The following is an 18,510-nucleotide window of genomic DNA, read 5'->3' as shown; positions in this document are numbered from 1 at the left end:
GTCGAGCGCATTTGCACTTCTGGCCGACAGACACCGCGTGTCGCGCCGCGCCGCCGCTCATGGTTCGTCACCGACCGCCGCCGCTCACCCCGCCGCCCGCTCCACCAGCCGCTCGAGGGCGGCGGCGTAGCGGGCGGCCATCATCTTCTGGGAGGCCACCGACACGGGTTCGACCGCCTTGAGCAGCGGGTTGCCGGGCACCGACCGTGCGGTGATCGAGGCGATGAGGCGCTCGTCGTCATCGATCGAGACGAGGAACGTCTCCACGCCCGTCTCGAGATGACCGGGCAGCGTGCGGTAGACGAAACCCGCCTGCCGGTCGGTGTCGATGACGTCCTCGACGATGCACGAGCCGACCGGCACGATGAGGTCCTCACCGCGCAGCCGCCTCGGCGGGGCGGGCCAGAGCGGATTGAGCCAGAGGTCGACGATCATCCCCTGACGCACGGGCCGCTGCGGGCGGACGATGACGCCGGCACCGGCCTGCAGCTGCCACGAGAGGATCGCCTCGCGCGCGATCGGGAAGCCTGCGGCCGGGCCGATGTCGCGGATGTGCTCGAGAGCGTTCACGGCGCCACCCCGGCCGCGTCGCGGCAGATGTCGCCGTAGCGGGCGGCGACCCCCTCGGCGTCGAGTTCCCCGCCCGGGCGATACCACTGCGCGACACCCGTGCAGATCGTCGTGATCGCCCGCGCGGCATCCCGCGGGAACGGCGTCGTGAACACGCCCGCGGCCACGCAGGCGGCTACGGCATCGTCGAGGAGCTTCTGCTGGCGGTCGCGGGCGGCGATGTGGGACTCCCTGGCATCGGCGGGCAGGCTGCGGATCTCACTGAACGCGATGAACGCGATGTCGGCCTGGTGGGCGTGGAAGAGGAGGAGGTTCTCGACGAGGCGGTCGAACCGCGAGAGCGGATCCTGCGGGCCGTCCGCGAGCGCCGCAGTGCTCCGCGCCCACAGATCGGACATGGCCAGGCGGTCGATCTCCGTCAGGATCGCCTGCTTCGAGGCGAAGTGATGGTAGAGACCGGGCACCGAGAGGCCCGCGGCCTGCGCGACCTGGCGGATCGAGGTGCCGTGGAAGCCGCCGCGGACGAAGCAGTCGAGAGCAGCGGTGAGGAGGGGAGGGAAGAGGGGAGTGTCGTAGGTTCTCCAGGCGGCCACGTCGTCATCCTTGTCTTGAGCCGGCGGGTGGGGCGCCGGCGAGCGTGCGCGAAGCAGCCCGAATCCGGTGCTGCCTCCGACACCAATCTACGTCCCCGGTGCCCGGTCGGCGGAGTAGGGGAGCAGGAATGTCGCCGAGGCGGTCCGGCGGATCCGAGAACGACCCTTGTGCCGGACCGGAATGTGACCTAAGCTACATCAGTAACCGAGCGAGCGCTCGGTCGGGCAGGTGCCCGAGACTGCGAAGTGGAAGTTCGATGACGAGTCAGCAAAGCGGATCAGCCCTCAGCGCTCCCGTGTGGACGCAGCTCTACCCGGATCGCGTCGACGTCGACCTCGACGTCCCCTGGGAGTCGGTGGCCCACGCGTGGAACGCCCGGGTCGCCGCCGCCCCCGCCCAGACCGCCGTCCTCTACCGCGGACGGGCCATGACGACGACGGAGGTCGACACCGACGCCGAGGCGCTCGCCGCGGGCCTGTTCGACCTCGGCTGCCGGGCCGGGACGATCGTCGGCTTCTACCTGCAGAACGTCCCGCAGTTCGCCATCGCGCTGCTCGCGGCGTGGAAGATCGGCGCCGTCCCGCTCGTCCTCAACCCGATGTACCGCGGACGTGAGCTGTGCGCCCTCATCGACGACTCCGGGGCCGCCGGCCTCATCTGCGACGCCTCCGACGCCGAGGCGGTCACGACGACCCTGTCGGACAGCTCCGTCTCGTGGGTGCTCACGACGACCGACGTTGAGTATTCCCCGCCGGCTGTCGATGACAACGCGTCTGCGGCCGGGGTCGAAGTCACGCCAACAGACGAGCTGACCGCGACGGTGAACGAGGGTGCGATCACCGTGATCGCCTGGGCGGATCTCCTCGACCGCCACCGCCCGGCCTCGGCGAACAGCGCCGCCGACCCCGCCACCACCTCGGCGGACTCACCCGAGCACCGGGCCGATCTCCTTCCCGGACTCGACGATCCGGCGCTGCTCACCTACACCTCGGGGACGACGGGCCCCGCGAAGGGGTCGGTCGCCACCCACTGGAACGTGCTCTCCGTCGCCCTCGGGTACGGGCAGTGGCTCGGCCTTGCCGACGGTGACGTCATGCTCGCCGTCGCGCCCCTCTTCCACATCACCGGCGCCGTCGCGTGTGCGGCGACCTCTCTCGTCTTCCCCGTCGCCCTCGACTTCATCGGCCGCCCCGACGCCGAGTCGATCGTCTCCGCCGTCCGCGACGACGGCGTCACCGTGACGATCGGATCGATCACCGTCTTCAACGCGCTCCTCGAACACCCGAGCGCTGCCGCAGCCGACTTCGCCTCCATCCGGTACCTCTATTCCGGCGGGGCACCCGTCCCACCGGCCACGGTCGAGCGGTTCCGGGACCGGTTCGGGCACTACATCCACAACATCTACGGGATGACGGAGACCGCCTCGGCGGTCATCGGGGTCCCGCCCGACACCGCCGCGCCGGTCGACCCAGCCACGGACACGCTCGCGATCGGGGTGCCGTTCCCGGGCCTGAGCGCCCGCGTCGTCGACGTCGCCACCGGCGCCGTCATCACCGACGGGACCGCCGGCGAACTCGAACTCCGGGGACCCCAGGTCACCCCCGGCTACCTCCACAACCCCGAGGCGAACGCGCGGGCCTTCGACGACGGCTGGCTGCGCACCGGCGACGTCGCCGTCATCGACGCCGCCGGATGGATCTACCTCGTCGACCGGATCAAGGACCAGATCAACGTGTCCGGGTACAAGGTGTGGCCGCGCGAGGTCGAGGACGTCCTCTACGAACATCCTGCCGTGCTCGAAGCCGCCGTCGTCGGCCAGCCCGACGACTACCGCGGCGAGACCGTCGTCGCGTTCGTCTCCCTGCGGGCCGGGGAGACGACGACGCCGGCCGACCTCATCGCCTTCGCCAAGGAGCGCCTGGCAGCGTACAAGTATCCGCGCCGCATCCACATCATCGGCGACCTGCCGAAGACCCACACCGGCAAGATCCAGCGGCGCCTGCTCCGCGATTCCGGCACCGAGGCGGCCCCACCAACGGACACAACCGCAGACCCGGCCGGCTCAGCCAACCCGCCGACATCGACTGCAGTGCCATCGACCTCGACGACATCCACCCCGACGACAGAGGAGACATCATGACCGAACCCACGAGCGGCCGCCGATTCGACGGTGAGGTCGCACTCGTCACCGGAGCCAGCCGCGGCATCGGACTCGGCATCGCGCAGCGCCTGGCCGCCGAAGGCGCCACCGTCGTCCTCACCGCCCGCAAACCCGACCCCCTCGCCGAGGCGGTCGCAGCCTTCCCAGAGGGCACCGCGGTCGGCATCGCCGGGAAGTCCGACGACCCGGCCCACCGCGCAGAGGTGTACGACACGATCGCCGAGCGCTTCGGCCGCCTCGACGTCCTCGTCACCAACGTCGGCATCAACCCCGTCTACGGGCCGACGATCGACATCGACCTCGACGCGGCGCGGAAGATCCTCGACGTCAACGTCATCGGCACCCTGGCCTGGGTGCAGGGCGCCGTCCACCACCCCGGGCTGCGCTTCCGGGAGAACCGGGGGCGGATCGTGAGCATCTCATCGGTCGCCGGAATCGTCCCGAGCCCCGGCATCGGGTTCTACGGGGTCTCGAAAGCCGCGGTCTCCCACCTCACGCAGACCCTCGCCGTCGAACTCGGCCCCGACATCCGCGTCAACGCCGTGGCCCCGGCCGTCGTCAAGACCCAGTTCGCCGCCGCCCTCTACGAGGGCCGCGAAGCCGAGGTCGCACAGACCTATCCCGCCGGTCGCCTCGGCACGCCCGAGGACATCGGCGCGGCCGTCGCCTACCTCGCCTCCGCCGACGCCGACTGGATCACCGCCCAGGTGCTCACCGCCGACGGCGGACTCGTCACGGCAGGGGGAACGGCATGACCACGCTGCCCCCGGACGTCGAAGCGCTGCGGGTGCGGACGCGGAACTTCATCCGCGACATCGTCATCCCCGCCGAACCGAGACCCGGCGTCTACCTCGCCGAGGAGGTGCTCTCCGACCTGCAGGCACAGGCCAAGGCCGCCGGTGTCTTCGCCCCGCACGTGCCGACCGAATGGGGCGGCCAGGGGGTGCCGATCGAGCACTGGTCGCCGATCTTCCAGGAAGCCGGCTACTCGCCGATCGGTCCGGTCGTGCTCAACTGCATGGCCCCCGACGAGGGCAACATGCACATGCTCGCCCGCATCGGCACGCCCGCGCAGAAGGAGCGGTACCTGCGCCCGCTCGCGGCCGGGGACATCCGCTCGAGCTTCGCGATGACCGAACCCCATCCCGGTGCCGGGTCCGATCCCTCGGCCCTGGCGACCCGGGCGGTGAGAGACGGTGACGACTGGGTGATCACCGGCGACAAGCGGTTCATCTCCGGCGCCGAGGTGTCCGGCTTCTTCATCGTCATGGCCGCCACCGACCCGACTGGAGGCACCCCCGCCGAGGTGGCTGCCGGATCCGGGTCTGCGCAGGAGCGGCGCGGGCAGGCGGCGACGATGTTCCTCGTCGATCGCGACACCCCCGGCGTCGAGGTCGGACGGTCGATCCGCACCGTCGATCGCACGATCGCCGGCGGACACCCCTATGTCCGCTTCGAGGGTGTGCGGGTGCCGTCGTCTGCCGTCCTCGGCGAACCGGGCAGGGGGTTCGCGTACGCGCAGGTCCGCCTCGCCCCGGCGCGTCTGACCCATTGCATGCGCTGGCTGGGCCTGGCCCGGCGCGCCCTCGACATCGCCCTCGACCGGGCAGAGCATCGGGAGGTGTTCGGCGCGGTCTCGCCCGTCAGGGGCTCGCCCAGGAGCTCATCGCGCAGTCGGTCATCGACATCGAGACCGCGGACGCGATGATCACGAAGACCGCCCTCGTCCTCGAGGGCGACCAGGCCGAAGCGAACTCGCTGTCGTCGATCGCAAAGGTGTACTGCTCCGAAGCCGTCTACCGCGTCATCGATCGGGCCGTGCAGCTGACCGGCGGGGACGGGGTCTCCGACGAGCTCCCGCTCATCCAGTACCTCAACGAGGTGCGGCCGTTCCGGATCTACGACGGGTCGACCGAGACGCACAAGTTCGCGATCTCCCGCCGTGCGTCCTCGCGGCGGCGCCGAGAGGTCGCCGCCGGCGCGCCGCGCCAGGACCTCGTCGCCGGGCCGGGTGCCGCTGGCGCTGACGACTATGGACCTGGCTCGGTCGGGTCGGAGGCCACTGATCCTGCCACGACGGAGGTCGCACGATGACCGCGCAGCTCGTCGACGTCGTCGAGACCTCGGCCCAGGCCGCCGAACTCGACGCCCCGCCGCTGCTCGTCCTCGACGCGGTCACCGATCACCTCGATGCGCGCGGCATCGGCACCGGGCCCGTGCGGTGGGAGCGGATCGGGGAGGGCCAGTCGAACGTCACGTTCCGGATCCGCCGCGACGACGTCGACATCGTGCTCCGGCGCGGGCCGCGTCCGCCGATCCCGCGCTCGACCCATGACATGGTCCGCGAGGCGAGGATCCAGACCGTGCTCGGCGGGCAGGGCATCGCGGTGCCGATGATCGTCGACGTCTGTGAGGACGAATCCGTCCTCGGCGTGCCGTTCTATCTCATGGACTTCGTGCCCGGGACGGTCGTCACCGACACTCTGCCGGCGGTGCTCGAGAGCCCGGACCGGCGCCGCCGGTTCGGCGAGGCGCTCGTCGACCAGCTGGCGGCCCTCCACGACGTCGACGTCACCGTGCCTGCGGTCGCCGCCCTCGGCCGACCCGAGGGCTACCTCGAGAGACAGGTCGCGCTCTTCTCCTCCCTGTGGGAGAAGAACACCCGGCGTTCGCTGCCCGCGGTCGGCCGCCTCGGCGCCTGGCTCGAGGCGAATCGCCCGGACACGCAGCGTCATTCCGTCGTCCACGGCGACTATCGGGCGGGCAACGCGATGATCGCGGCCCAGCCGCCGGTCGCCGTCGCGGCGATCCTCGACTGGGAGATGTCGACGCTCGGGGATCCGCTCGCCGATCTCGGGTACTTCCTCGCGACCTACTCCGACGGGCGGCATCCGCGCACGGTCATGGACCTCACCCCGGTGACCGGGCAGCCCGGCTTCCCCTCGCGGGCCGACCTCACGGCGCGCTACCGGGACCGGGCGGGCCTCGATCTGACGAGCCTGCCGTGGTACCAGGCGCTCGCCCTGTGGAAGGCGGCGATCTTCTCCGAGGCGATCTACACGCGCTGGCTCGCCGGTGAGGCCCCGGCGGCCGGTGACTTCACGGGCACGCTCGAACACGGGGTGCCCGCCCTCCTCGACGCGGCATCGGAGGTGGCGGCGACGCTGAGGTAACCCGCGCACGACCGGACACGCACCACCTCGACGCCGCTGCCGCACATCACCACCGCGGCGCACCAACATCGCCGGGCACCACCTCGGCGCGCACCACCTCGGCGCGCACCACACCAGCACGACGGCAGCTGCGTCGCGCCCACGCACATCGCATGCACCACCTCCGCGCCCCGAGCACCCCGTGCTCGGGCGGGGACGGTGGCCGACCGAACCGGAACACCCAGTGGAAGGACTGACATGACCGCACAGATGGCGGGGACGACGGTGTCCCTGCGCGAGAAGAGGAAATCGGTGGCGGCGAGCACCGTCGGCAACATCCTCGAATGGTACGAGTGGAGCGCCTACGCGGTCTTCACCCCGTTCATCGCCGCCGCGATGTTCAACAGCGAGGACAGCGTCTCGGCGGTGCTCGCGACCCTCGGCGTCTTCGCCGTCGGCTTCCTCATGCGACCCCTCGGCGGGATCGTCTTCGGACGCATCGCCGACCGGAAGGGGCGCAAATTCGTCCTCATCACGACGATGCTCATCATGGCAGCGGGATCGCTCATCATCGCGGTCATGCCCGGCTACGCGCAGATCGGCGCCGCAGCCTCCTTCGTCCTCCTCCTCGTGCGCGTCGCCCAGGGCTTCGCCCACGGCGGGGAGTCGGCGACGGCGAACTCCTACATCGCCGAGATCGCGCCGGCCCACCGCCGCGGCCTCTGGGGCAGCATCGTGTTCATCGCGATCTTCGGCGGCTCCGTCCTCGCCTACACCGTCGGCGGGGCCGTGACCAACCTCTTCTCCGCGGACGCCGTGTCCGAGTGGGCGTGGCGGATCCCCTTCGCCCTCGGCGCACTGCTCGCCCTCGTCGCCCTCTACATGCGGCGCGGAATGATCGAAAGCGACGTCTTCGCGGCCGCGGGCGTCGGCGGTCAGGACGGCGCCGCTGCCGCAGTCGGCAGTGCGGGTGCCGGTGACGCCGCTGCCGGTCGTTCCGTCACCGAGGCGGCTCCGCTCGATCGCGGGCGCGTGACCCGGTCGATCATCCTCATCGTCCTCATGACCTCCGGCATCACCGCCGCCCACTACACCTGGTCGTCCTACGCCTCGACGCTCGCGATCACCGAGCGCGGCATGGATCCGCAGGCGGCCTACTGGGCGACGGTCGGGGCGCAGGTCATCGCGCTCATCTCGCTGCCGTTCTGGGGTGCGCTGTCCGACCGGATCGGCAGGCGTCCCGTGCTCATCGGATTCGGGGTCCTCATGGCGGTCCTCCAGTACCCGCTCATGGGCATGATCACCTCGGCGGGATGGACGCTCTTCGCCGCCTCGGCGATCGCCCTGCTCGTCGTGTCGATGGCAGGCGCCCTGCTCTCGGCGGTGCTGTCCGAGGCGTTCCCGACGAAGGTGCGCACGCAGGGGATCGGCTTCGCCTACTCCGTGTCCGTCGCCGTCTTCGGCGGCACCGCGCCCTACCTCAACGGGCTCTTCAACTCCCTCGACCTCCGGTGGCTCTCGAGCGGCTGGGTCATCCTCCTGTGCCTGGCCACGATCATCGCGGTCGCGCTCCTGCCCGAGACGAAGGGCAAGGACCTCGGCGAGATCTGACCCGTCACCACGTGAAGGGTGCTCTGCGCGGCGGTTGCGGCAGAGCACCCTGCGGGGTGCCGGGAGACCCGCGCCGTCACGTGGATGGGTGGCCGTGCGGGACGGCTGCGGCAGGTGCTCGCGTCCGTGAGCGCGCACCCCGGTTGTCGCCGCGTGCTCCGGGTCATACAATGGGTGCGGACAATTTCATACGCCGTTACGACATGACGTGGGAGAGCTGCCGGAGCTCCGCAAGGAACTCGCCAGGGCAGCGCCGTAGGTGCAATTCCCTCCCCGGGAAACTCTCAGGCCCAGTACCACCGAATGCAGGCATATCTGGAGGACTGCCGCACGCCGCCGCGCAACCCGCGACCGCGTCGCTGCAGAGCAGATCCGACAGATCGGGGAGGACTCTGCACCGCTCAGTGCGTCCTCCCACCGGAGGGCGCCGGACCGAAGGACCAGAACGGCAATGACCAGTTCACTCGCCCACACCACGCAGGCCACGGGAGACACGGCGCGACCGTTCTCCGACCGTCACATCGGACCCCGCGCCGACGACACCGCGGAGATGCTCGCCGAACTCGGCTATGACTCCCTCGAAGCACTCTCCGAGGCGGCCGTCCCCGCCTCCATCCAGATCGACGGCCTTGATCTGCCCGGCGGTAAGACCGAGACCGAGGTGCTCGCCGACCTCCGCGACCTCGCCTCCCAGAACGTCATGCGCAAGCAGATGATCGGCCAGGGCTACTACGACACGGTCACCCCCGCCGTCATTCGCCGCAACCTCGTCGAGAACCCCGCCTGGTACACCGCGTACACCCCCTACCAGCCGGAGATCTCCCAGGGCCGCCTCGAAGCGCTGCTCAACTTCCAGCAGGTCGTCGAGGACCTCACCGGCCTCGACATCGCCAACGCCTCCCTCCTCGACGAGGCGACCGCCGTCGTCGAAGCGGTTCTCCTCATGCGCCGGTCCGTGAAGAAGGGCTCGACGGTCGTCCTCGACTCCGAGCTCCACCCGCAGGTCATCGCCAACGTCCACGTCCGCGCCCGCGCGCTCGACTTCAACGTCACGGTCGCCGACCTCTCCCAGGGACTCGTCGGCGAGGACGTCTTCGGCATCGTCTGCGCCCAGCCCGGCACCACCGGCGTCATCCGCGACTTCTCCGCCGCAGTGGCAGGCGCGCACGAGCGCGGCGCCCTCGTCACCTTCGACTCCGACCTCCTCGCCCTCACCCTGCTCAAGGACCCGGCCTCGCAGGGGGCCGACATCTCCGTGGGCTCGGCCCAGCGCTTCGGCGTCCCCCTCTTCTTCGGCGGACCGCACGCGGCGTTCATGGCCGTGAAGTCCTCCCTCCAGCGCCAGCTGCCCGGCCGTCTCGTCGGCGTCTCGAAGGACGCCCAGGGCAAGCCCGGGTACCGCCTGGCCCTGCAGACCCGTGAGCAGCACATCCGCCGTGAGAAGGCGACGAGCAACATCTGCACCGCCCAGGCCCTGCTCGCCAACGTCGCCTCGATGTACGCCGTCTACCACGGCCCCATCGGCCTGACCCGCATCGCCTCCCGCATCCACCGCCTCGCGCAGGCGTTCGCGACCGCCGCCGACACCGCCCCCGGCGCCGAGGTGGTCTCCCGGGAGTTCTTCGACACCGTGGCCCTGCGCGTCGCCGACGCCGAGGCGGCCCGCACCGTCGCCGAGGCCGCGGGCTTCAACATCCGCGTCATCGACCCGACGACGGTCGGCGTCTCCTTCGGCGAATCCCACACCGTCGCCGATGCCAACGGCCTGCTCGAGGCCCTCGGCATCATCGCCCGGATCGATGCCGATGACTACGAGGCCGCCTCGGCGGGAACCTTCGGAGCCAACCAGGTCCCGGCCCCGCAGTTCGCCGCCGACCTCCACCGGGACACCGAGTTCCTCACCCACCCGATCTTCAACACGCACGGCTCCGAGACGTCATGATGCGCTACCTGCGCACCCTGGCCGACCGCGACCTCGCACTCGACCGGACGATGATCCCGCTCGGCTCGTGCACGATGAAGCTCAACTCGGCCATCGAGATGGAGCCGATCACGTGGCCGGAGTTCGCGACGATCCACCCGTTCGCCCCGATCGAGCAGACCCAGGGATGGCGCACGCTCATCGGCCGCCTCGAGGACTCCCTCGTCGAGGTCACCGGCTACGACCGGGTCTCCCTCCAGCCCAACGCCGGCTCCCAGGGCGAGTTCGCGGGCCTGCTGGCGATCCGCCTCTACCACCGTGAGAGCGGCAACCCGCAGCGCACCGTCTGCCTCATCCCGCAGTCGGCCCACGGGACGAACGCCGCCTCCGCGGTGCTCGCCGGACTCGAGGTCCAGGTCGTCGCGACCGCCGAGGACGGGTCGATCGACCTCGACGACCTCGACGCGAAGATCGAGAAGAACGGCGACCGCCTGGCCGCGATCATGATCACCTACCCGTCGACGCACGGCGTCTTCGAGTCCGAGGTTCGCGAGGTCTGCGACAAGGTCCACGCCGCCGGCGGTCAGGTCTACGTCGACGGGGCGAACCTCAACGCCCTCGTCGGACTGGCCAAGCCCGGCGAGTTCGGCGGCGACGTCTCCCACCTCAACCTCCACAAGACCTTCTGCATCCCGCACGGCGGCGGCGGTCCCGGCGTCGGTCCGGTCGCGGTCCGCGAGCACCTCGCCCCGCACCTGCCCGGCAACCCGGTCAACCCCGACCTCGTCTCCGGGGACATGTCGACGACCGACCTCCCGGTCTCCGGATCGCTCTACGGCTCGGCCGGAGTCCTGCCGATCAGCTTCGCGTACCTCGAGCTCATGGGCGGCGAGGGTCTGCGCGAGGCGACCCGGGCGGCCCTCCTCGGCGCGAACTACATCGCGAAGAAGCTCGGCGACGTCTTCCCGGTCCTCTACTCGGGTGAGAACGGGCTCGTCGGCCACGAGACGATCCTCGACCTCCGGGAGATCACCGCGAAGACCGGTGTGACCGCCGAGGATGTCGCCAAGCGCCTCATCGACTTCGGCTTCCACGCCCCGACGCTCGCGTTCCCCGTGCCCGGCACCCTCATGGTCGAACCGACCGAGTCCGAGGACAAGGTCGAACTCGACCGGTTCATCGAGGCGATGCGGACCATCCGCGCCGAGATCGACGCGATCGGCACCGACTACGAGTACGCGGAGTCGCCGCTCAAGGCGGCCCCGCACCCGGCGACCGTCGTCATGGACGACTGGGACGGCAAGTACTCGCGCGAGACCGCGGTCTTCCCCGTGCCCGGCCTGCGCCTGACGAAGTACTTCCCGCCGGTCAGCCGCATCGACGGCGCGTACGGCGACCGCAACCTCGTCTGCTCCTGCCCTCCGCCGGAGGCCTTCGAGACCACCGACACCGAGGAGAAGTGATGACAGAGACCGACACCCAGGCAGCCGGCCAGATCAAGGAGACGCCGCTGCATGATGCGCATGCGGCGCTCGGGGCGAGCTTCACCGACTTCGGCGGCTGGGACATGCCCCTGAAGTACGGTTCCGAACTCGCCGAACACCGCGCCGTGCGCGAAGCGGCGGGGATCTTCGACCTCTCCCACATGGGCGAGGTCCGGGTCACCGGCGCCGTGCCGCGGCCTTCCTCGACTACGCGCTCGTCGCGAAGTACTCGACGATGAAGGTCGGCAAGGCGAAGTACGGGGTCATCGTCAACGCCGAGGGCTACCTCCTCGATGACCTCATCACCTACCGGATCGGTGAGGAGGAGTTCCTCATCGTCCCCAACGCCTCGAACACGCCGGTCGTCGTCGCCGCCCTCACCGAGCGTCTCGAGAATTTCCTCACCGAGGTCGAGCCTGGCGCGGACGTGCGCATGGTCGACGAATCCGGGGACACCTCCCTCATCGCCGTGCAGGGACCGAACTCGCAGGACATCATCCTCACCGCCCTCGACAAGGGTGCCGACGGAACCTTCGGACCGCGGACCACCTCGGCGGATGCAGCCGATGACGCCGAGACCCGCACGGTCGGCGAAGCCGTGGCCGAACTCGGCTACTACGCGTGGATGCCGGTGACGATCGCCGGCATCGACCTCGTGCTCGCCCGCACCGGCTACACCGGCGAGGACGGGTTCGAACTCTACGTCCCCAACATCGCCGCGACCCGCCTGTGGGACACGCTGATGACCGCCGGCGCCGGCCACGGGCTCGTGCCCGCAGGCCTTGCCGCCCGCGATTCGCTCCGCCTGGAAGCGGGCATGCCGCTCTACGGCAACGAGCTGACGCTCACGACGACGCCGTTCGACGTCGGCCTCGGCCGGATGATCGGCTTCAAGTCCAAGGGCGATTTCGTCGCCCGCGAGGCACTCGCCGCGCTCGGGGAGACCGAGCCCAGCCGCGTCCTCGTCGGGCTCGTCTCCGACGGCAGGCGCGCCGCGCGGTCGGGATCGGCGATCATCTCCGACGGTGCGGAGGTGGGTGTCGTGACCTCGGGGCAGCCCTCGCCGACGCTCGGCCATCCCATCGCGCTCGCTTTCGTCGACCGTGAGCTCAGTGCTCCCGGCACCGAGGTGGCCGTTGACATCCGCGGCAAGTCACACGATTTCACCGTGGTCGAACTGCCGTTCTACAAGCGTTCGGGAAACTGATGCTTATCGACCAGTGAGACTTGTCCGGATGACTCGTACACTGGTCACACCTGCTCGCCACAACCGCTGTCCCACAGCAGAAAGGGAAGATCATGGCTGATCTGCCAGCACTTCCGAAGGACTTCTCCTACTCCGCCGAACACGAATGGGTCAACCAGGGTCCCGACACCATCGCCGGGCAGACCGTGAAGATCGGCATCACCGCGGTGGCCGCCGACGCCCTCGGCGAGGTCGTCTACCTCAACCTGCCGAGCGTCGGCGACGGCGTCAAGGCTGGGGAGACCTGTGGTGAGGTCGAGTCGACGAAGTCGGTCTCCGACCTCTACTCGCCCGTCGGCGGCGAGGTCACCTCGATCAACGAGAAGGTCCTCGACTCCCCGGGTCTCGTCAACTCCGATCCCTACGGCGAGGGCTGGCTCTTCGAGGTCAACGTCGACGAGGTCGGCGTCGTCATGGACGCCGACAGCTACGCGAAGAACAACTCGCTGTAACGCGTTCTCGCCGCCTCGTCGTCGCTGGTGACGGCGTTGGTGGCTCAGCAGTGTGACATACCGACGGGGTCGGTCATATCCGAAGAAGTCCGGATGGGACCGACCCTGTCGTCTGTCCGAAACGCCCTCCCCTCACCCCGTCATCCCCCTCGTCCCGCCCCGTCATCCCTGTCACGAATGCTCCCTCCTCAAGAAACGGTGGACCCACCATGCCACTGAGCGTCTTCGATCTCTTCACCGTCGGCATCGGCCCCTCGAGTTCGCACACCGTCGGCCCGATGCGCGCGGCCGTGAGCTTCCTCGATCTCATCGGCGATGACCTCGACTCCGTCGCGAGCCTGCGCGTCGACGTCTTCGGCTCGCTCGCCGCGACCGGCGCCGCCACGGCACCTTCGACGCGATCCTCCTCGGCCTCGAGGGCTGCCGCCCCGACGCCGTCGACGGCAACGAACTCACCGCCCGCCGCACCCGGATGGCCGAGACCGGTGAGATCATCCTCGGCGACTCGACCGGCAACGGCGTCGAACTCGAGTTCACCGAGACTGACATGGTCAAACGCCCACTGACCGTGCTGCCGCGGCACACGAACGCCCTCACCCTGGCCGTCTTCGACGAGGCGGGTCAAACGCTGGCCGAGGAGACCTACTACTCCGTCGGCGGCGGCTTCGTCACCTCGGAGACCGAGTTCGTCGAGAAGGAGCAGGCCGCCGAGGCGCTCGTGTCCACCGAGACCGCGCTCGCCGAGGCGGCTGCCGACGAGGGCGCCGGCGGGGACGCCGTGAGCGGGGCCGGAGGGGTCGGTGCTGCTGGTGCTGGAGGTGGTGCTGGCGGTGCCGGCGGTGGCCTTACCGGTGGGGAGTCCGACGATCTCGACGTCGCGGCGCTCACCGACGATTCGCTCTACGTCGAGGACGCCGACGATGCCGATGAGGGCTTCGACGACGAACCCGATGACCCGTCGAATGCCGACGAGGACCAGGTGTTCGCCGTCGCCGAGGCGGTCGTCGACGCCGAACTCGAAGCCGCGAGCGAGGAGCTGCCCTTCCCGTTCCACTCCGGCGTCGAACTCCTCGAGCAGTGCCGGACCAACGAGCTGTCGATCGCGGAGCTGATGCTCGCCAACGAGCGGACGATGCGCGATGAGGACGAGATCCGCCACGGCCTCCTCCACATCTACTCCGTCATGGAGGAGTGCGCGTCCAACTCGCTCGACCGGTCGGGTCATCTGCCGGGCGGGCTCAAGGTGCGCCGACGCGCCCACGACTGGTACCTCAAGCTCAAGGCCGAGGATCCCGACCGCGATCCGAAGTTCTACCTCGAATGGGTCAACCTCGTCGCGATGGCCGTCAATGAGGAGAACGCCTCGGGCGTCGGGTCGTCACCGCCCCGACGAACGGCGCGGCCGGCATCATCCCCGCCGTCCTCCACTACGCGCTCAACTACGTCGACGAGGTGACCGCCGGGGGAGAGGCCGCCAAGCACGACGCGATCATGACGTTCCTCCTCACGGCCGCCGCGATCGGCGTCCTCTACAAGGAGCGGGCCTCGATCTCCGGCGCCGAGGTGGGCTGCCAGGGCGAGGTCGGATCAGCCTCGTCGATGGCCGCCGGGGGACTGGCCGCGGTCATGGGCGGCACCCCGGAACAGGTCGAGAACGCCGCGGAGATCGCGATGGAGCACAACCTCGGGCTGACCTGCGACCCGATCGCCGGACTCGTCCAAGTCCCGTGCATCGAACGCAACGCGATCGCCGCGGGCAAGGCGATCAACGCCTCCCGGATGGCGCTGTGGGGCGACGGGCAGCACCGAGTGAGCCTCGACGAGGTCATCGAGACGATGCGCCAGACCGGTGCCGACATGTCCTCGAAGTACAAGGAGACCGCGCTCGGCGGGTTGGCCGTCAACGTCGTCGAATGCTGAGGGCAGGGCGTTGAGAGCGGCGCGCTGCGGGCAGTGCGCTGAGGGCGGCGTGCTGAGATCAGCGTGCTGAGGACGGCCGGTGGCGCGGGGGCGTCCGCCTGTCGTTTGTGGTCACAGAACCGAGGAGATTGAGCCGATTCGCACCGTCGGCCTCGGTTCTGCGACCACAAACGGGGCGGCAGCCTCGACGCGAATACCGCACCCCTCGGGAGGATATTGACTTCTAAACTGGACGTACGTACAGTTGGAGAACTTTCTTCCACAGAAGGGCTCAATGATGCATTCTTCTTACAAGTGGGTCGTGCTCTTCGGCTCATTCATCGTCTACCTCTTCGATGCCCTCGAGATCTCGATCCTCTCGTTCGCCATTCCTGCCGTCTCTCAGGAGTTCGGTCTCGAACCGTTCCAGGCTGGACTGCTGGCGACTGCGACGCTGCTCGGCATGGGTGTGGGAGGCCCGCTCATGGGCTGGCTCGCCGATGCCCGGGGGCGCAAGACCGCGCTCATCGTGTGCCTGACGATCTTCGTCGTGCTCACCAGTGCTGTCGCCCTCGCACCGAGCTACGCAGTATTCCTCGTGCTGCGGTTCTTCGCCGGGATCGGCCTTGGCGGTGTGTGGAGCATCCTCTCCGCGTTCGTCCACGAGGCATGGCCGCCGGAACGCCGGGGAATCGCCGTCACCTTCGTCCTCTCCGCGTTTCCATTCGGCGCGCTCGTCGCCGCCCAGCTGAGCGGTCTGATCCTGCCCGACTGGCGCCTCCTCTTCCTCATCGCCGGCCTCGGCGGAATCCTGCCCCTGCTCATCATCGTCTTCCTCTTCGTCGAATCCGCGGTCTGGCGCACCGATCGTCAGAAGGCTGCCGCGGAACCAGGCGGTCAGGAGACTGCGGCGATCGGTGAGATCTTCACTGGTCCGCAGTTGCGGATCACCATCATCGCCAGCTGCGTCGCGGCCCTGGCCTTCATCAGCTACTACGGGGTGACCACCTGGCTGCCGAGCTATCTCGAGCTCGAACGCGGACTCGACGCGAAGGCGGTCGGGCAGTACATGACCTGGCTCAACCTGGGAATGTTCGTCGGCTATCTCGTCTTCGGCTGGCTCGCCGACAAGGTGGGCAAGCGGTCCGCGCTGGTCGCCTCGCTGCTTGGCGCGGGAGTGCTCATGCCGGTCTACGGCCTCGTCACCGATCAGTCCGCGCTGCTGTGGCTCGGGCCGCTCTATGCATTCTTCATGACGTTCGCAGGCCTCTTCGGCCCCTACCTCGGCAGCCTCTATTCGACCCGGATGCGGGCCACCGGCGCCGGGTTCTGCTTCAATGTCGGACGGGGAATCTCGGCCTTTGCCCCGATGATCTTCGGCGCTATCGCGGCCGTCGCCTCGTTGGCGGCAGGACTGGTCATCAGCGGCGGACTCTTCCTCATCGCCACCGTCCTTGTGCTCTTCCTCCCCAAGATCCCCAACGACCACAACCGCGCACAGGATGCGCCCGCGACCGCACTTCAGAAAGGCTGACAATGCCCGAGATCATCGACCTCTCCGTGGCTCTCACCGCGGGAATCGCCTCCGACCCGCCCGGTTACGAGCCGAAGATCACCTACATCGACCACCAACAGTCGGCCGGCGACGTAGTCGCTTTCTTCCCCGGCGCCTCGACAGAGGATTTGCCCGACGGTGAGGGTTGGGCGATCGAGAAGATCGAGGCGAGCACCCACACCGGCACGCACCTCGATGCTCCCTACCACTTCGCGACGACGATGGACGACGGTCAGCGTGCTATCACCATCGACGAGGTGCCGCTGGAGTGGTGCTTCCAGGAGGGAGTCAAGCTCGACTTCCGGCACTTCGACGACGGCTACGTCGTCACCCCCGACGACATCGACGCCGAGTTGGAGAGGATCGGATATAAGATCAAACCGCTCGATATCGTCGTCATCAACACTTCGGCGGGCGTCCGCTACGGTGCGGAGGACTACGTGTCGAAGGGCTGCGGCATCGGACGAGAGGCGACCCTGCACCTGCTGCGCCAGGGTGTTCGCGTCACCGGGACCGACGCGTGGAGCTGGGATGCGCCGTTCGTCTTCACTGCCGCCCGCTTTGCCGAGGACGGCGATCCGAGTGTCATCTGGGAAGGTCACAAGGCCGGCCGGGAGATCGGCTACTGCCACATCGAGAAGCTGCACAACCTCGAATCGCTGCCGCCCTTCGGCTTCCGCATCTCGTGCTTCCCGGTGAAGATCGATGCGGCATCGGCGGGGTGGACCCGAGCCGTGGCGATCGTGGAAGGAGACGGAGAATGAGGTTGGCATCGATGATCGTCGGTGGTCAGCGCCGGTTCGGCCGGTTTGACCCCAGCGGTACCGGGCCCAGTCAAGCCGAATCCGGTGGGGGCAACCTCGGCAGCTTTGCACCGCTTGAGCGGGGTCTCGACCCGCGCATGCTGCTCGACCCGGATGCGGAATCAGCCCTCGCGTTCGACCGTTCGGTTCAGGTCGACGCAGGCGAGCCGTTCGAGGTGCCGGTGCCGGTCGCCTCGGTAAGGGACTTCATCACATTCGAACAGCACACGGCGGGTTCGCTGCGGGCGGTCTCAGGCACGAGCGACATCCCGTCAGCCTGGTTCGAAGCACCGGTCTTCTACTTCACGAACCCGCACGCGCTCATCGGCTCGGGGCACCCGGTGCCGATGCCGCCGGGCAGTGAGCGTCTGGACTTCGAACTCGAGGTTGCCGCGGTGATCAGCCGCGACGGATTTAACCTCAGTGTCGACGAGGCGTGGGACCACATCTTCGGACTCACCGTGTTCAATGACTGGTCGGCCCGTGATTTGCAGACGCGGGAGATGAAGGTCGGGCTGGGGCCAACGAAGGGCAAGGACACGGCGACCACGGTCGGTCCGGTGGTCGTCTCGCTCGGCGAACTCGCACCTCGGCGTCAAGGTGATCGCTTCGATCTGCGCATGGACGTCGCCGTCAACGGCACGCCGATCGCCGCCGATTCGCTGGCGAACATGGCGTGGTCGTTCGCCGAACTCGTCGCCTACGCAAGCCGAGGGACCTGGGTGAGACAGGGAGATCTCATCGGCAGCGGCACCGCCGGTGGGGGCTGCCTCGCCGAATTCTGGGGATGGTACGGACAGGATGCGCTGCCGGCCATCGGTGTGGGCGACACCGTGACGATGACTGTTGAGGACATCGGCACGATCAGCAATCAAGTCGTCGCCGGACCCGAACTCCACCCGATTCCCGAAGCGCGGCGGATCCCGTGGAAGCAGCCGCCGCTGCCTGAACAGGGTTAGGGGAGCGGGGTAGGGCGATTCAGCGACGCCGGCAATGCAGGGATGGGAGCCGCTTAGGGAATCGCCTCGGCGACGGTACAGTACCTGCGCATTGGTGTCTCCT

General features: G+C 68.9%; 10 protein-coding genes, 5 pseudogenes and 1 riboswitch. Of the genes and pseudogenes, 13 read left to right on the top strand and 2 right to left on the bottom strand.

Annotated features, from left to right (window positions below):
- Window positions 1-84 precede the first annotated feature (84 nt).
- Together AC2W7K_RS10395 and AC2W7K_RS10390 are read right to left on the bottom strand one after the other, a co-directional pair.
- On the bottom strand, window positions 85-570 hold the full coding sequence (locus tag AC2W7K_RS10395) for a DUF1990 family protein (protein WP_211978294.1): 486 nt from the start codon (window positions 568-570) through the stop codon (window positions 85-87).
- Window positions 567-1,163, bottom strand: coding sequence for a TetR/AcrR family transcriptional regulator (locus tag AC2W7K_RS10390; protein WP_211978293.1), 597 nt, complete (start codon window positions 1,161-1,163; stop codon window positions 567-569). The genes AC2W7K_RS10395 and AC2W7K_RS10390 overlap by 4 nt, the downstream gene beginning before the upstream one ends.
- Before the next feature lie 257 nt (window positions 1,164-1,420).
- On the opposite strand from AC2W7K_RS10390, the gene AC2W7K_RS10385 reads away from it, so the two are divergent.
- The 13 genes and pseudogenes from AC2W7K_RS10385 (at window position 1,421) to AC2W7K_RS10325 (ending at window position 18,407) form a co-directional block, all read left to right on the top strand.
- Window positions 1,421-3,304 (top strand): class I adenylate-forming enzyme family protein, encoded by a 1,884-nt coding sequence (locus AC2W7K_RS10385; protein WP_376904152.1) that lies wholly within the window; start codon window positions 1,421-1,423, stop codon window positions 3,302-3,304.
- Complete coding sequence (locus AC2W7K_RS10380; protein WP_376871147.1) at window positions 3,301-4,080, top strand: SDR family oxidoreductase; 780 nt, start codon at window positions 3,301-3,303, stop codon at window positions 4,078-4,080. The genes AC2W7K_RS10385 and AC2W7K_RS10380 overlap by 4 nt, the downstream gene beginning before the upstream one ends.
- Window positions 4,077-5,419 (top strand): annotated as a pseudogene (locus AC2W7K_RS10375) (acyl-CoA dehydrogenase family protein). The gene AC2W7K_RS10380 and the pseudogene AC2W7K_RS10375 overlap by 4 nt, the downstream one beginning before the upstream one ends.
- Window positions 5,416-6,498, top strand: coding sequence for a phosphotransferase family protein (locus AC2W7K_RS10370; RefSeq protein WP_376871141.1), 1,083 nt, complete (start codon window positions 5,416-5,418; stop codon window positions 6,496-6,498). The pseudogene AC2W7K_RS10375 and the gene AC2W7K_RS10370 overlap by 4 nt, the downstream one beginning before the upstream one ends.
- A gap of 237 nt (window positions 6,499-6,735) precedes the next feature.
- A complete protein-coding gene (locus AC2W7K_RS10365; RefSeq protein ID WP_344250859.1) occupies window positions 6,736-8,088 on the top strand; it encodes an MFS transporter in 1,353 nt (450 codons plus the stop codon).
- 199 nt (window positions 8,089-8,287) lie between these two features.
- Window positions 8,288-8,397: riboswitch (glycine riboswitch) on the top strand.
- A 142-nt stretch (window positions 8,398-8,539) separates the two neighbouring features.
- Window positions 8,540-11,472: pseudogene (gcvP, locus tag AC2W7K_RS10360) on the top strand (aminomethyl-transferring glycine dehydrogenase).
- Window positions 11,472-12,700, top strand: a pseudogene (gene gcvT, locus AC2W7K_RS10355) (glycine cleavage system aminomethyltransferase GcvT). The pseudogenes gcvP and gcvT overlap by 1 nt, the downstream one beginning before the upstream one ends.
- 101 nt (window positions 12,701-12,801) lie before the next feature.
- Entirely contained in the window at window positions 12,802-13,191 is a 390-nt protein-coding gene (gene gcvH, locus AC2W7K_RS10350) for a glycine cleavage system protein GcvH (protein WP_137826247.1), read from the top strand.
- A gap of 209 nt (window positions 13,192-13,400) precedes the next feature.
- A pseudogene (locus AC2W7K_RS10345) lies at window positions 13,401-13,813 on the top strand (serine dehydratase beta chain); the annotation flags it as partial.
- 372 nt (window positions 13,814-14,185) lie between these two features.
- Window positions 14,186-15,111, top strand: a pseudogene (locus tag AC2W7K_RS10340) (L-serine ammonia-lyase); the annotation flags it as partial.
- Between the two features lie 274 nt (window positions 15,112-15,385).
- Window positions 15,386-16,624, top strand: a complete 1,239-nt coding sequence (locus tag AC2W7K_RS10335) for an MFS transporter (RefSeq protein ID WP_486006121.1) — start codon at window positions 15,386-15,388, stop codon at window positions 16,622-16,624.
- A 2-nt stretch (window positions 16,625-16,626) separates the two neighbouring features.
- Window positions 16,627-17,409, top strand: coding sequence for a cyclase family protein (locus AC2W7K_RS10330; protein WP_486006120.1), 783 nt, complete (start codon window positions 16,627-16,629; stop codon window positions 17,407-17,409).
- Window positions 17,406-18,407 (top strand): fumarylacetoacetate hydrolase family protein, encoded by a 1,002-nt coding sequence (locus tag AC2W7K_RS10325; RefSeq protein ID WP_486006119.1) that lies wholly within the window; start codon window positions 17,406-17,408, stop codon window positions 18,405-18,407. Before AC2W7K_RS10330 ends, AC2W7K_RS10325 begins: the two co-directional genes overlap by 4 nt.
- Window positions 18,408-18,510: the final 103 nt, after the last annotated feature.

The organism is Brevibacterium sp. LAARM2_SD2 (genome assembly GCF_057364785.1).
This window is presented reverse-complemented; position numbering and strand designations above follow the sequence as displayed.